We start from the raw sequence: 14,723 nt of genomic DNA, 5'->3' as shown, positions 1-14,723 counted from the left end.
GATTTACCGTATAACCGCCTATACAGCCAACATCAATCGTCACGTAAGACAAGCGGTGTAGGGGTGAGCGTTGTGTATAATCCGGTTAAAGTGGCGAAAGCCAATTATGGCGAGCAGGCGGGACAGGGCTCGGCTGGTGGAATTGTCGGCAAAATCCTCACGACAGCAGAAGCGATAGGTAAAACCGGGCACCAATTAACCAGCCCGTTTAGTCCTTATATAAAACACCAACAGGAAAAATCTAACAGTCATAGAGCAAGCCAACAAGCGGTGGTGAGTGAATTGAGTGCAGGCGGCAATTTAACGATTACGGCAGCAGTAGGCAATATTACCACACAGGGCGCCTTGTTATCGGCAAAAGGAGACGGGGCGTTATGGGCAAAAGAGAACATTGACTTAAATGTGGCGGTCAATCAGGAAAGCCAAGCCAGCCGTAAGCGAAATTGGGGCGCCGGGCTGGATTTATCCAAATCGTTGACTTCAATGGCGACATTGTATGCCGGAGAAGGTTTGGGCGAAGGGGAGCGTTATCAAGAACAGGCGAGTACGCTTTCCTTTGGCGGAAATGCTAGTGTAACGGCACAACAAGGCGATATTCGTTTAGTCGGCACTCAATTTGTGAGTGAGGGAGAAAGCCATCTCTCGGCAGGTAAAGACATTCGTTTAACGACTGCCCAATCCCGTCTCGGACAAAGCGAAGATAATCGTTTCCAAGGTATCGGCGAGGCGGTGATATCGGAGACGGAGCGTTTTGCGGGTTATAACCGTAAACTCAATAGCCAAAACGCTGATTCGGTGAGTCATCAAGGGGCAATGATAGCGAGCCTAAATAAGAATCTTAATATCAATGCCGGAGGCGATTATCATCAAACGGCAGGGCAATTACTGGCGAAACAACAGATTAATCTTCAAGCGGACAATATCACCTTTGACACAGTAATCAACCGCCAACAGTCGGACAGTCATCAGAGCGATTTAAAAATCGGTCAGTTTGCGCGAGTTAGTTCACCGTTGATAGATTTGATTCAAACAGTGGAAAGTGCGGTCAAAAATAAGGACGCTTCCGATAGAGTAAAAGCGGCACAGGCGTTAGGTTTGGCGGCGAAGGGATATACGGCTTACACGGACGTAGCGGCTGGTGGTGCATTAATTCGGGTGGAAAGCGGTTCGGGTTTCTCGCATAAACGGGAGAACACGGACGCAATGAGTGAATTCAGTTTGGGTAACAGCGTCAATGCTAGGGATATCCGCATTACGGCGACAGAAGGGGATATACGGGCGAAGCAAACGGATTTTACCAGCCGGGATAGTGAGGGCAAACGCCAAGCGGACAGCCGTATTCAACTGAATGCTTATAAAGACCTGATATTGGAATCGGGACAAAGTGCTGAGAAATTTAAAGGTAAACAACAAAGTGCAGGCTTTGAATCGGGCGTAGGCTTTGCCGTTGGCGCACAGACGGGCTTATATATTTACGCTCAAGCGGGTTTCACGCAAGGTAAGCAAGAAGAGCGTCATGTTACCCAACATAACAGCCATCTTGATACGGCACACTTAAGCCTGACAAGCGGCGGGGATACCACCTTATCGGGAGCGGTGGCGAAAGCGAATCGGATTGATACGGACATCAAGGGTAATCTCCGGATAGAAAGCCGCCAAGATGAACATCTGTCAAAAAGCAGCAGTTCGGGCGGTGGCTTACGGGTACAGGGCGGCATAGGCACGGCGTGGGGCGCAAGCGGTTATGCGAATGCTTCAAGCGGCAAGGCACAGGGTAAACAAGTGATTGAACAATCGGGTTTATTTGCCGAGGAGGGCGGTTATCATATTAATGCCGATAATGTTCATCTGAAAGGCGCAGCGATTGCCTCAACCAATGCGACAAACAGCGAATTGAAAACCAATAAGCTGACTTTTGAAGATATTCAAAATGAAAGCCAAAGCCGAGCGATAAGCGGTGGCATTAGCGGCAGTGCAAATTTAACCAAAGCGATGGGCAATGCCCCGATAACCGGTGCACAAGCCAAACAACAGTCGGAGTTTGCCAAACTGACCGGCACATCACAAAGCAATCATCTTTCGCCGACGGTTCCGATGTACGACAGCGAGCAAGACAGCAGTATTACCAAAGCGACCTTAACGGAAGGGCGTATCACCTTAAACAAAGATAGCGCCCCAAGAGAAACGACGGCAGCGGAACTGGGCATCAATACTGACCTCACCGAAGCCAACCGCCAAGTCAGTGCCCCGAAAGACATTCAAAAGGTGCTGAAAGAGCAGCAAATCATAAGCCAAAATGTGGGGCATATGATAGCGGCAGCCACCGCTTTTAGCGATAATCGGGCAAAAGCGGCGAAGGAGGCGGAAGATAAGGCGGCAGCGGAATTAGAGACGGCAATTAAACGCAATGACACCGCCAGTCTTGAGGCTAAGATAGCGGCGTATGATGAAGCGAAAGCGGAAAATCAACGCTGGCAAGACGGTGGTTCAAGTCGTCGCAAAGTGGATGCGGCAGTTGCTGTGGTGGGCGCCATTTTATCGGGTAAGACGGCGGCACAAACAGCGGTTGCGGGACTTTCTCCTGAGCTGAATGCGAAAATCCACGACTTAACACAAGATAATAAAGCGGCGAATCTGTTTTCACATGCGGTACTTTCTGCTACGGAGTTTTATGCAGCGGGCTTAGATCCTGCGGCAGGCGCATTGGCGGGTGTCGCAGGTGAAGGCGTGGCAATGGTGTTGTCTGAAAAAGTATTTAACAAACTGGCGGAACAACTGACTACTGACGAACGGAATCTATTAAAAACGGCTTCTCAACTAGCCGGAGCAGTTGTCGGGGGAATATCAGGCAACAGTACGACTGCTACTTTGGAAGGTGCGGCGACGGCGAAGCGGGCGGTGGAGAATAATAATCTTGCTCTTGGTGTTGTAAAAAGAGCGACATTACCGGCAGTCAAACTAGTATGTAGTGCGGAATGTAAAACGGCTTTAGGTCTTGTTGGAACTGCGTATTTGCTCTCAAACTTAGAGATAGAACAAACGATAGAAGCGGGCATATCGGCAGATCCAACAAAAATAGCGAAATTAAGTAGTGAGCAACGTGAGTACCTAAATAATGAAATTTTGAAAGGTGGTAATGCCGGTTTGTTTTTAGGTAATGAAGTTTGGATTCCGAATGCAAGTGGAGGTTTTACAGCAGTTGATCCGAGTTTAGTTACAACGACCTACGGTGGAAAACAAGTAATAGATCCAAGAATATTTGTGAACCATACGGGTGGAATAGAGTATCCAGCGGATTATAACTTACCGACAAATACAGGAGGGAGCCAGACTATTAACCCTGATAAAGGTAGTCATATTTTGGTCGGAGGTGAAAGTCAAATTGGAGATTGGCGGGATAATGTTTTATTTGCGAGAAATAAAGATACGATAGAAGTCGCAGAAAAATTAGGATATAAGAACAGAATACCTCCACAAAAAGCTCCTTTTAATTCACATGGACAGCCAGTATATTGGAATGGAAAAAATTATATAACGCCAGATGTTGATGGACATAATGTGACAGATGGATGGAAAATGTTTGATCGTAGAGGTAATAGGTTAGGTACTTTTGATAAAGATTTGAATAGAATAAAGGATTAATAAGTATGTTTAATATAGCTTTAGAATCTAAGCCATTTATTAATGAATGGGATGATTTAGTTTTATCTGCATCAATAACTATTAGTGATTTTAAGGAGGATTTTTTTCTACCTATATCATTTTGGTCTGTTAAAGATTATATAAGTCAATGGTCTTTATCGTTAGAAGAGGGAATGAAAAGAAGGAATCATTCGGTTTTAATTACGTCTATGTATCCACCTAATGATCTAGAATTTATTCAATCTTGGATTGTTTACTATAGTGAAAATATTGCTTTAGTCCAAAATAAGATTTTTTTTGTAGATGATTATATAGATTTTGACTATAAAAAAATAAATGATTTTGTAGAGTCTAGAAGAGAGTATTCTGAATTTGGAGAAAAAATTTCAGAGTGGAAATGCAGTTTATCTTCAATTGATCAGTTTTATATAAAATTAATAAAAAAATTAAATATCCTATAAATAGAAAAGATAATATGATTATAAAACTGGGGAGGAAATTAAGGCTGCAGATCCTAAGAGAAAAATTGAACTATAATTTTTAAGGGAGGTTTATGAAAGAACTAGAAAGATATATTGAAATATATAATAATCTTACAGATGAACTTCTTGCTAGGATAAAAGTGAATATAGATCAAGATGATATAAAGAAACATATATCTGTGGATATTGATGATCCGCTTGTTTTAGGTGTTTATCAATTATCTAATGAAAATTTATCTAACTTTGGGATCATTAAGTTAAGGTTATATTAGCTTTTTTCTAACTTCCGAAGGATAAATTAGCAAGCAAGCGTAGGGTATGTAGATTTGAAAAATCTACGCACGTGGTTATGTATCTTCGTGCGTGAACCTTTGGTTCATGCACCCTATCTCGTTGCAGGTGGTAGTGTAGGCGTATTCGTTGGAACGAACGGCAACAGCTACAGTTTTGGTATTGAAGGTTCGGTAAATGCATCGAAAGGGCAAATCCAACTTGGATAGTGAACGTTGGAAAAACAGCAGTCTTAAAGCGAATAAGCTTATCACAAACAGTGAAGCAGGCAGCTTAACGTTTGATGCGGCAAAATCAAAGAGAAACGTTGGGAAGTAGATACTTGAGCGGAGGCGATTATCATCAGACAGTGGAAAGTGCGGTCAAAAATAAAGATGCATCCGATAGAGTGAAAGCGGCACAAGCGTTAGGTTTAGCGGAGATACGGCTTACATGGACTCAATGCGTGAATTCAGTTTAGGTAATAGTGTGAATGCTAAGGATATCCGCATTACGGCGACAGAAGGGGATATACGGGCGAAGCAAACGGATTTTACCAGCCGAGATAGTGAGGGCAAATGGCAAGCGGACAGCCGAAATTGTGTTGAGATATTTTTTGACAGTACAACGACTGAGGCGAAGTTGTTTAGCGGCTTGCCGCTGAGAGAGGCGGTCTTTATAGTAAAAGTGGCAGATTTTTTTAATTGTTTCCATGCCAAGCATACTAGGTTATTCTTTGTTTAAATAACAAGGCGTTTATCAAAAGACGCAGCGGATCACTTTTCTATGACCCTCCTGCGTCTGTCAGGTCTATTTTTGAATGATCATTGACAGAAAGTCATTTATCTCCTAATTCATCCAATACATTTTCTTTTGCGGCACTTAAATATTGAATCATTGACCAAACCGTTAGAATAACTGCTACATAAAGTAAGATGATTGCCAAAATCTCCATATAAATATTGTAGCGCCACAATAAACCGCCTAGTGCAAGCATTTGAGAGGTGGTTTTGACTTTGCCTAACCAAGAAACCGCCACTTTATTGCGTTCGCCTAATTCTGCCATCCATTCACGTAATGCAGAAATAATAATTTCGCGGGAAATCATAATAATTGCAGGAATTGTGATCCAAAATGTATGTTGGCTTTCCACAATGAGGACTAGTGCGGCAACGACCATGACTTTATCCGCCACGGGGTCTAAAAATGCCCCAAAGCGGGTGGTTTGTTTCCATTTACGTGCAAGATAGCCATCAAGCCAATCCGTTACTCCGGCTATGAAGAAAATAAGGGTGGTAACAAATGGGGCTGATTCAATAGGCAAATAAAACGTGATCACAAAGAAAGGGATCAAAATGACACGAAAAATTGTAAGGAAAATAGGAATATTAAATTTCATAGAAAATTAACCGCACTTTGGTTACAGATAGCGCTATTCTAAAGGATCTCTAAATATAAAAAAAGCCACATCATGTGGCTTTATTATAAAGGTTTAGTAAAGATTATAATTTGTCGGCATTTTGTTTTAAATATTTAGCAACACCTTCAGGGTTGTCTTTCATTCCTTCTTTACCTTTTTCCCATTGCGCAGGACAAACATCACCGTGCTCTTCGTGGAATTGTAGCGCATCAACCATACGTAACATTTCATCAATATTACGACCTAACGGAAGATCATTGACAATTTGGTGGCGGACTACGCCGTTTTTATCAATTAAGAACGAAGCACGCAATGCCACACCTTCGGTAGGATGTTCAATGCCGTATGCTTGAGCTATTTCATGTTTAACGTCAGCTGCCAATGCATATTGAACCGGCCCGATACCGCCATTTTCAGTTGGGGTATTACGCCACGCATTGTGGGTAAATTGAGAGTCAATAGATACGCCAACGACTTCAACACCACGTTTTTTAAATTCTTCATAACGGTGATCGAATGCAATTAATTCAGACGGGCACACGAAAGTGAAGTCTAACGGGTAGAAAAAAATAACGGCAGCTTTGCCTTCAATATGTTTTTTGAAATTAAAGTTATCAACGATTTCACCGTTGCCTAAAACGGCGGATGAAGTAAAATCCGGTGCTTGACGAGTTACTAATACCATAGTCATAATTCCTATATTAGAGTGAATAAAAATTTTCTGATAGAAAAATGTAGTCGATATTCTATAAAATTTGACCGCACTTTTACAGCGGTTTTTCCATCACATTGTTCGTATTGTCTAAGTAAAGGTGAAATCTATGTCAAAAAATGATTCATTATCTACAACATTTGTCCATGGCGGGCGCAATAAACGATTTTCTCAGGGCGCGGTAAACCCCGTTATTCAACGTGCGTCATCTTTGGTTTTTGAAACGATAGCGGATAAAAAACACTGCACGAAAAATCGCTATAAAGGTGAATTATTTTATGGGCGTCGCGGCACCTTAACCCACTTTGCTTTACAAGATTTAATGTGTGAAATAGAGGGCGGAGCCGGTTGTTATCTTTATCCTTGCGGTGCAGCTGCAGTGACGAATGCGATTTTGTCTTTTGTGAAAAGCGGTGATCATATTTTGATGAGTGGTGCGGCTTATGAACCGACACAAGATTTCTGCAATGTTGTTTTGAAAAAAATGCAGGTTGATACGACTTATTATGATCCTTTAATCGGTGAGGGTATTGCTCAATTAATTCAACCGAATACTAAAGTTCTTTTTTTAGAATCACCGAGTTCTATTACGATGGAAGTACCGGATATTCCTACTATCGTAAAAGCTGCCCGTGCGATAAATCCTGAAATGGTGATAATGATTGATAATACTTGGGCAGCAGGCGTGTTATTTAAAGCATTAGAGCATGGGATTGATATTTCTATTCAAGCGGGGACGAAATATTTGGTGGGACACTCGGATGTGATGATTGGCACTGCGGTCGCAAATGACCGCACTTGGGATCAATTGCGTGAACATTCCTATTTGATGGGACAGATGGCGGATGCGGATTCGGCTTATACTACGTCTCGGGGCATTCGTACCTTAGCGGTGCGTTTAGCACAACATCATAAAAGCAGTGTTAAAGTGGCAAAATGGTTGAGTGAGCAACCGCAAGTGAAGGCGGTGTATCATCCTGCGTTACCAAGTTGTCCCGGACATGAGTTTTTCCAACGTGATTTTAGCGGTGCAAGCGGATTGTTTTCTTTTGAATTAAACCAACGTCTAACCGATACACAAGTCTCAACATTTATCGATCATTTCAAACTGTTTACGATGGCCTATTCATGGGGCGGGTTTGAATCGTTAATTTTGTGTAATCAACCGGAGGAAATTGCCAGAATTCGTCCAAATATTAAACGAAAACTAACCGGATCATTAATTCGTGTACATATCGGTTTTGAGAATGTTGATGAACTTATCGCCGATTTAAAAGCCGGATTTGAACGAATTGCTTGATTTCTTTTCTTATTTATTCAAAGGGCTTAATAGAATAAGCCCTTGTTTACTCATTCTTTGAGTTGATCTATCATACTTTCCGTTTTTTAGTACAAAAGAGAGCACAATGAAGCATATTCATATCTTAGGCATTTGCGGCACATTTATGGGTGGTGTGGCAATGATCGCCAAGCAAATGGGGTATAAAGTTACCGGTTCGGATACAAATGTTTATCCACCGATGAGCACCTTTTTACAAGAGCAAAATATTGACATTATTCCGAATTATGATGTTGACCAACTCCAACCGGCACCGGATATAGTGATTATTGGAAATGCACTAAAACGCGGTAATCCTTGCGTGGAGTATGTGTTGGAAAATAGCTTGCCTTACACTTCCGGCCCGCAATGGTTGCATGATAATTTATTGAGAAATCGTTGGGTTTTGGCGGTTTCCGGTACGCATGGTAAAACCACCACAACCGGTATGCTGACATGGATCTTGGAACAAAATGATTTGAAACCCGGCTTTTTAATTGGTGGAATTGCCGGTAATTTTGGTACTTCCGCCCGTTTAGGGGAAAGCAATTTCTTCGTTATTGAAGCTGATGAATATGATACGGCGTTTTTTGATAAGCGTTCTAAGTTTGTTCATTACAACCCTAAAACCTTAATTATTAATAACATCAGTTTTGATCATGCGGATATTTTTGATGATCTAAAAGCGATTCAACGCCAGTTCCATCATATGATTCGTACTATTCCGGCAAGCGGGCGTATCCTTTCTTTTGTCAATGAACAAAGCGTAAAAGAGACGCTAGCCATGGGTTGTTGGTCTGAACAACAATTTATCGGGGAAGATAAAGAATGGTTCGCAGAACGTATTACAACGGATGCCTCCCATTTTGCGGTATTCCATGATGGTGAAAAAGTAGCTGAAGTGAAATGGAATGTGGTTGGTGTACATAATATGCATAATGCATTAATGGCAATTGCCGCAGCCTATCATATAGGCGTTCCTGTAGAAAATGCTTGTGAAGCCTTGGGTTCTTTTGTTAATGCAAAACGCCGTTTGGAAGTAAAAGGCGAAGTCAATGGGGTTACGGTTTATGATGATTTCGCCCACCATCCGGAAGCTATTCTTGCAACATTAACCGCTTTACGTGACAAAGTTGGGGGAGGCGTTCGGATTCTTGCCGTATTGGAACCTCGTTCGAATACCATGAAAATGGGCGTGCATAAAGATGAAATTGCACCGGCATTAGGCAGAGCGGATGTCGTCTTTATGTTACAGCCGGATAATATTCCTTGGGAAGTGGCTGAAATTGCCGCACAGTGCGTACAACCTGCATATTGGACGGCAAATCTTGATAAGTTAGTTGATATGATCGTTGCAGAAGCACAACCTACGGATCATATTTTAGTCATGTCAAATGGAAGTTTTAGCGGCATTCACCAAAAGATTTTAGATAAACTAAAATAATTTTTTGATTAAAGTGCGGTTAGAAAATGAAATTTTTTCTGACCGCACTTTCGTTTTATTACTTGATTAGAAAGGAGAAAAAAATGGCTGATCCGCATATTCAATCCCCTATGGATATTTGGGATAAAATCACCGTGATTATTTATCGACTAGGGTTTATTATCGCCGCGTTTAGTATTTTGCTGCTGACTTGGTTGCCAAGTTTGGCAGAAATCACCGTTTTAATTGCCGCGATTTGCTGTGCTTCGTCTTTACATATTTATCTCAAGCATTTTCGTTTAACTTTTCAATTTGCTACTTGGTTAGGCTTAGTTTGCTATATTTTAGGTTGGCACGAACTGGCATTAGGCGGTGCATTAGTCACACTAGGCGGGCTTTGTTTTAAAGAATATTTTTGTTTCCGTGTGCCGTTATTAAATTTACAGCCTATTTTTGTAGCAATACTATGGTTTGCTTGGGTATTTGAAGGCGGAATAATAACTCGAATTTTGTCGATTATTGTTGGCATGCTGATGTTACTTCTCGCGATACAAAAATGCCGAATGCCACTGCATTTTGATATTGGGGATAAAACAAAGTATCAGGTTTAAAATAAAAAAGAGCGGTCAATTTTACCGCTCTTTTTGTATCTTATGCGTGTAGATAGGTCACCACAACTAAGAAAACTTTTAATAGTGAGGCGTTGATTAAATCAATAAAGAATGCCCCCACCATCGGTACGATTAAAAAGGCTTTATGAGACGCACCGAAACGACTGGTGATTGCTTGCATATTTGCAACCGCAGTAGGTGTTGCACCTAAACCAAAACCACAGTGCCCCGCGCTGAGTACAATCGCATCATAATCTTTACCCATTGCACGATAAGTGACGTAAATGGCGAAGAATGCCATGAAAGCAACTTGAATTGCTAGGATAACTAATACATCCGTGGCAAGACCGGCTAATTCCCAAAGTTTTAATGACATCAAAGCAATGGCTAAGAAAATGGATAAACCTACGCTACCTAAGACATCAATAGCGGAATCTGCCACACGGAATTTGAAAATATGTGCCAATACATTACGAATAATAACGCCAGTAAACAAACACCAAACGAAAGTTGGCAATTGTAATGCCGTGCCTTTTGTTATGCTATCTAGATATTGACCGATTAACAAACAGAAAGACATCATTGCAATGGTTTCAATGATGGAACGTGCATTGACTTTACGTTGGTAGGTTGGATGCTCAAAGGCTTCCTGTACATCATCAACTTCATCATTTTCCGGGTTTTCCCCTTGTTTTTGACGATTTAATAAGAAACGTGCCACCGGGCCGCCAATAATTCCCCCAAAAACTAAGCCGAATGTTGCACAGGCCATTGCGATTTCTGTCGCCGCCGGTAAGTTAAATTTTTTGATGAAGGTTTCAGCCCAAGCCACGCCGGTACCATGACCACCGGTTAAAGTGACGGATCCGGCTAATAAACCATAGGCGGGATCAATCCCTAAAATTTGAGCACCGACAATGCCGATCACGTTTTGGAAGAAAATTAATGCCGCTGCAATAAATAGGAAAATAATGAGTGGTTTACCGCCCTTAATTAAACGGGCAAAGTTCGCACTTAAACCGATTGATGAGAAAAAAACTAACATCATTGTAGTTTGTAAACTTTTTTCAAAGGTAAATGAAGTACCATCCACTTGGTACCAAATTGACAGTGCGATAGCGATAATAAAACCGCCGACAACCGGTTCGGGAATGTTAAAGTTTTTAAGTACGCTAATGCGTTTTACTAAAAAATAGCCTAATAATAAAACAAGGCTGGCGAGTGCAAGTGTTTGATAAGTATCAAATACAATATTCACGAAATATCCTCCTGTAACTGGTTTCGAATAATTTAATTATGTGCAGGTTCGACGACCACAATATCCACATTACTATGTAAGCCACGGGGTAGTGGTGATCCTTTTCTGCCGCGTTCCGCTCGGAATTTTTGCAGTTCCTCCGGCTTTAATGTGATTTTTCTTTTGCCGGAGTGGAACTCAAGAGCGGCTTGATCTGAAATGAGCAATAATTTCACTAATAATTCGCTACGATCTTTTGCATGCGTCGCGGAAATACTCACGATTTTATTGCCTTTACCTTTTGATAATACCGGTAAATCTTGTACCGGGAAAATTAACATTCTGCCGGCTGAAGTCAAGGCAACGAGAAGTGCGCTTGAATCCGACAGAATTTTTGGCGCCAACACTTTGGCATTTTCCGGTAAAGAAATCAAGGCTTTTCCTGCTTTGTTACGTGCAATTAGATCTTCAAATTTACAAATGAAGCCATAGCCCGCATCAGATGACATTAATAATTCCTGCTGTTCCGGTTCCATGATGACATGCTCAATAGTGGCACCGACAGGCAGGGTTAATCTACCGGTGAGAGGTTCGCCCTGTGAACGGGCTGAAGGCAGGGTAAGCGGATCAACGGCATAGCTGCGTCCGGTGCTGTCAATAAATACGGCAGCTTGATTGCTTTTACCATAAGCATGCGCGCGATACTGATCACCGGCTTTATAACTTAATGCTTTCGGATCAATATCGTGCCCTTTCGCACAGCGTACCCAGCCCATTTCCGATAAAATGACGGTGACCGGTTCTGCCGGTGTCATCTCGCTTTCTGAAATGGCTTTTGCTTCTTCGCGCTCGACTAATTGCGACATCCGCGGACTGGCGTATTTTTGGGCATCTTCTTGGATTTCTTTTTTGATAAGCGTATTTAGACGGCGTTCAGAGCCTAAAATCGTTTCTAAATTTGACCGCTCTTTTTCCAACTCATTTTGTTCGGCACGGAGTTGGTGTTCCTCTAATTTTGCTAAGTGACGCAAGCGTAAGTTTAAAATCGCATCGGCTTGTTCATCGCTTAAATTGAAACGCGCCATGAGCTCCGCTTTCGGTTCGTCTTCGTGACGAATAATTTCAATCACGTCATCAATATTCAAAAATGCGATCATTAAGCCTTCTAAAATATGCAGACGGGAAAGCACTTTATCCAAGCGATATTGTAAACGGCGTGTGACGGTAGTACGGCGGAAATGTAGCCACTCATTGAGAATTTGCAATAACCCTTTTACTGCCGGTTTATGATCAAGCCCGATCATATTCATATTCACCCGATAGCTTTTTTCAAGATCGGTGGTGGCGAATAAATGTGCCATGAGGGCGTCGGTATCCACCCGATTGGAACGAGGCACGATGACAATACGAATCGGGTTTTCGTGATCGGCTTCATCACGAATATCTTCCACCATCGGCAATTTTTTTGCCGTCATTTGATCGGCAATTTGCGCAATGATTTTAGAGGGAGAAGCCTGATGTGGCAGGGCAGAAATAATGATTTCTCCGTCTTCTTTTTTCCATGTCGCACGCATCTTAATTGATCCGCGGCCTTGTTCGTAAATTTTACGAATTTCTGTTTTTGGCGAAATAATTTCCGCTTCCGTTGGAAAATCCGGCCCTTGTACAATGTTTAATAGATCATCAAGATTAGCTTTAGGATTATCAAGTAATAAAACGGCTGCATCGGCAATTTCATTAATATTATGAGGGGGAATATCCGTTGCCATTCCCACCGCAATCCCTGTTGTACCGTTAAGCAAGATATGCGGTAAACGTGCAGGCAAATATTGCGGTTCTTCTAACGTGCCGTCAAAGTTCGGTTGATAATCTACTGTGCCTTGGCCGAGTTCGGAAAGTAAAATTTCAGAAATTTTGGAAAGGCGTGATTCTGTATAACGCATTGCCGCAAAAGATTTAGGATCATCAGGCGCGCCCCAGTTACCTTGACCGTCCACCAACGGATAACGATAAGAAAAGGGCTGGGCCATCAATACCATCGCTTCATAGCAAGCGGAATCGCCGTGCGGATGGAATTTACCCAATACATCACCCACAGTACGGGCGGACTTTTTGTATTTTGCGGTGGCATTCAAGCCAAGCTCCGACATCGCATAGACAATACGGCGTTGAACGGGTTTTAATCCGTCACCGATAAAAGGTAACGCACGATCCATAATGACGTACATGGAATAATTAAGATAGGCACTTTCGGTAAAAGTGCGGAGCGGCATTTGTTCGATGCCTTCGTAGTTGATATTTGTGCTCATATAATTTTTTTCGGTTTATAAAATTCTTCTTCGTGATTAATCGGGGTTAAATGCTATCCCCAAAAAAATTATTAAAAATTTGACCGCATTTTATTGATTCTTTTCGATTATTTCTTGGTCGAGCCACTTTCCATATCTGCGTGGTAGTGCTGTGTCATCCCTTTGTGGCTATCGATTTCATAAGGAACGGGTTGTGGTTTTTGGGGATTAGGATCATTTTTAATTGGTTCATCTTTTAATTTGCCGGAATAAATTGACGGATTTTTTTCTCCCGTCACGATAATTTGCCCCATTGTTCCTTTGTTAGCAGCACGAAATATAGAATGATCCATAAAGACATAAGTGCCGGACACATCAATTTGGGTTTCGACAATGGTTGCACCGCCCGATGGAATGAGTGTGGTTTGAACATTGTGGTTGATTAATGTACCACCTTCCACATATACGTTATCAAACACCGCACCGATTAAATGGAATGATGAAATCAAGTTAGGGCCGGCATTGCCGATAAATAAACGAATTTTTTCACCGGTTTTGGCTTTGAGTGCATTTTCCCCCATCATTGCGCCGACTTTTCCATTGAACAGCACATAATCGGGGCGTTCATCAATGGCTTTACTCATGCTAAAGGGTTGCAGACCGGACTCACCAAATCGTCCTTTCGTATAAAATTCACTTTGCATAATATAGAATTCACGCTCGACTTTTGGTAAGCCTTCCTTCGGTTCAACTAAAATTAAGCCGTACATTCCCTTAGCAAGATGAACAGCAACCGGCTGACTACCGCAATGGTATAAATAAATGCCCGAACGCAATGCTTTAAACTGAAACGTACCGGTTCTGGTTGGGGCGGTTTCACTGGCGATAGCGCCCCCCATGGGTACGGCTGCCGCATGAAAATCAATACTATGCGACATCATCGAACTGGCTGAGTTGGAAAGCTGTACTTCCACTATATCCCCTTCCCGAACCCGAATAAACGGCGCCGGCACATTGCCATTAAACGTCCAAAATTTATATTGGACGCCGTTCATTAATTCCATAATTTTTTCAAGTGCGGTCAGTTTTACTACCACTTTTGCCGGATAATTACGCTCGATCGGTTTGGGTACTTCCGGTGCCAAGGTGATTTCCGCCTCTATTTCCGGTAGGGGTTGTTCCGGCGATATTGGGGAATTGTTGTCTTCTGTTGCTTGCGCAGGCGGCATTTGTATTAAGCCGGCACCCAGTGTGAGCGTAGCGATACTTAATGTACTGTTTTTAAGGAAATCACGGCGTTGTTCATTCATTTTTTTACCT

General features: G+C 42.2%; 13 protein-coding genes. 8 read left to right on the top strand and 5 right to left on the bottom strand.

Features of this window, described 5'->3' with window-relative positions:
• Nucleotides 1-63: 63 nt before the first annotated feature.
• The 5 genes from PNEUHYL_RS07680 (at nt 64) to PNEUHYL_RS07665 (ending at nt 5,138) form a co-directional block, all read left to right on the top strand.
• Nucleotides 64-3,642, top strand: coding sequence for a hemagglutinin repeat-containing protein (locus tag PNEUHYL_RS07680; protein WP_078061247.1), 3,579 nt, complete (start codon nt 64-66; stop codon nt 3,640-3,642).
• 5 nt (nt 3,643-3,647) lie between these two features.
• Entirely contained in the window at nt 3,648-4,103 is a 456-nt protein-coding gene (locus PNEUHYL_RS07675; protein ID WP_059366789.1) for a hypothetical protein, read from the top strand.
• A gap of 92 nt (nt 4,104-4,195) precedes the next feature.
• A complete protein-coding gene (locus PNEUHYL_RS07670) occupies nt 4,196-4,396 on the top strand; it encodes a DUF7683 domain-containing protein (protein ID WP_059366787.1) in 201 nt (66 codons plus the stop codon).
• A gap of 54 nt (nt 4,397-4,450) precedes the next feature.
• A complete protein-coding gene (locus tag PNEUHYL_RS13450) occupies nt 4,451-4,624 on the top strand; it encodes a hypothetical protein (protein WP_158513618.1) in 174 nt (57 codons plus the stop codon).
• Nucleotides 4,625-4,856: 232 nt separating this feature from the next.
• Nucleotides 4,857-5,138: a hypothetical protein gene (locus tag PNEUHYL_RS07665; RefSeq protein ID WP_129582421.1), complete on the top strand. Its 282-nt coding sequence runs from the start codon at nt 4,857-4,859 to the stop codon at nt 5,136-5,138.
• A 94-nt stretch (nt 5,139-5,232) separates the two neighbouring features.
• Here PNEUHYL_RS07665 and pgsA read toward each other — a convergent pair whose 3' ends face one another.
• Both pgsA and PNEUHYL_RS07655 read right to left on the bottom strand, forming a co-directional pair.
• Nucleotides 5,233-5,793, bottom strand: coding sequence for a CDP-diacylglycerol--glycerol-3-phosphate 3-phosphatidyltransferase (pgsA, locus tag PNEUHYL_RS07660; protein ID WP_059366784.1), 561 nt, complete (start codon nt 5,791-5,793; stop codon nt 5,233-5,235).
• A gap of 103 nt (nt 5,794-5,896) precedes the next feature.
• The gene (locus tag PNEUHYL_RS07655) at nt 5,897-6,499 is read right to left on the bottom strand and encodes a peroxiredoxin C (RefSeq protein ID WP_059366782.1); all 603 of its coding nucleotides are present in this window, start codon (nt 6,497-6,499) and stop codon (nt 5,897-5,899) included.
• 136 nt (nt 6,500-6,635) lie between these two features.
• Between PNEUHYL_RS07655 and metC the strand changes: the two genes are divergently transcribed.
• The 3 genes from metC (at nt 6,636) to PNEUHYL_RS07640 (ending at nt 9,878) form a co-directional block, all read left to right on the top strand.
• A complete protein-coding gene (gene metC, locus PNEUHYL_RS07650) occupies nt 6,636-7,826 on the top strand; it encodes a cystathionine beta-lyase (RefSeq protein WP_059366780.1) in 1,191 nt (396 codons plus the stop codon).
• A gap of 106 nt (nt 7,827-7,932) precedes the next feature.
• The gene (gene mpl, locus PNEUHYL_RS07645; RefSeq protein ID WP_059366778.1) at nt 7,933-9,288 is read left to right on the top strand and encodes a UDP-N-acetylmuramate:L-alanyl-gamma-D-glutamyl-meso-diaminopimelate ligase; all 1,356 of its coding nucleotides are present in this window, start codon (nt 7,933-7,935) and stop codon (nt 9,286-9,288) included.
• A gap of 83 nt (nt 9,289-9,371) precedes the next feature.
• On the top strand, nt 9,372-9,878 hold the full coding sequence (locus PNEUHYL_RS07640; protein ID WP_059366777.1) for a DUF2301 domain-containing membrane protein: 507 nt from the start codon (nt 9,372-9,374) through the stop codon (nt 9,876-9,878).
• A 40-nt stretch (nt 9,879-9,918) separates the two neighbouring features.
• Here PNEUHYL_RS07640 and gltS read toward each other — a convergent pair whose 3' ends face one another.
• From gltS to nirK, 3 genes are all read right to left on the bottom strand, one after another.
• Nucleotides 9,919-11,136 (bottom strand): sodium/glutamate symporter, encoded by a 1,218-nt coding sequence (gltS, locus tag PNEUHYL_RS07635; RefSeq protein ID WP_059366775.1) that lies wholly within the window; start codon nt 11,134-11,136, stop codon nt 9,919-9,921.
• A gap of 32 nt (nt 11,137-11,168) precedes the next feature.
• The gene (gene parC / locus PNEUHYL_RS07630; protein WP_059366773.1) at nt 11,169-13,424 is read right to left on the bottom strand and encodes a DNA topoisomerase IV subunit A; all 2,256 of its coding nucleotides are present in this window, start codon (nt 13,422-13,424) and stop codon (nt 11,169-11,171) included.
• Nucleotides 13,425-13,531: 107 nt separating this feature from the next.
• Nucleotides 13,532-14,713, bottom strand: coding sequence for a copper-containing nitrite reductase (gene nirK, locus PNEUHYL_RS07625; protein ID WP_059366771.1), 1,182 nt, complete (start codon nt 14,711-14,713; stop codon nt 13,532-13,534).
• Nucleotides 14,714-14,723 lie beyond the last annotated feature (10 nt).

Origin of the sequence: Rodentibacter caecimuris (genome assembly GCF_001019715.1) — a bacterium.
Lineage (GTDB): Bacteria > Pseudomonadota > Gammaproteobacteria > Enterobacterales > Pasteurellaceae > Rodentibacter > Rodentibacter caecimuris.
Note: the sequence above shows the minus strand (reverse complement) of the source record. Positions and strands in the feature narration are given on the sequence as shown.

Coding starts and splice junctions, on each gene's coding strand:
- PNEUHYL_RS07675 (WP_059366789.1), top strand. CDS start 3,648: ATGTTTAATATAGCTTTAGAATCTAAGCCATTTATTAATGAATGGGAT.
- PNEUHYL_RS07670 (WP_059366787.1), top strand. CDS start 4,196: ATGAAAGAACTAGAAAGATATATTGAAATATATAATAATCTTACAGAT.
- PNEUHYL_RS07665 (WP_129582421.1), top strand. CDS start 4,857: ATGCGTGAATTCAGTTTAGGTAATAGTGTGAATGCTAAGGATATCCGC.
- pgsA (WP_059366784.1), bottom strand. CDS start 5,793: ATGAAATTTAATATTCCTATTTTCCTTACAATTTTTCGTGTCATTTTG.
- PNEUHYL_RS07655 (WP_059366782.1), bottom strand. CDS start 6,499: ATGGTATTAGTAACTCGTCAAGCACCGGATTTTACTTCATCCGCCGTT.
- metC (WP_059366780.1), top strand. CDS start 6,636: ATGTCAAAAAATGATTCATTATCTACAACATTTGTCCATGGCGGGCGC.
- mpl (WP_059366778.1), top strand. CDS start 7,933: ATGAAGCATATTCATATCTTAGGCATTTGCGGCACATTTATGGGTGGT.
- PNEUHYL_RS07640 (WP_059366777.1), top strand. CDS start 9,372: ATGGCTGATCCGCATATTCAATCCCCTATGGATATTTGGGATAAAATC.
- parC (WP_059366773.1), bottom strand. CDS start 13,424: ATGAGCACAAATATCAACTACGAAGGCATCGAACAAATGCCGCTCCGC.
- nirK (WP_059366771.1), bottom strand. CDS start 14,713: ATGAATGAACAACGCCGTGATTTCCTTAAAAACAGTACATTAAGTATC.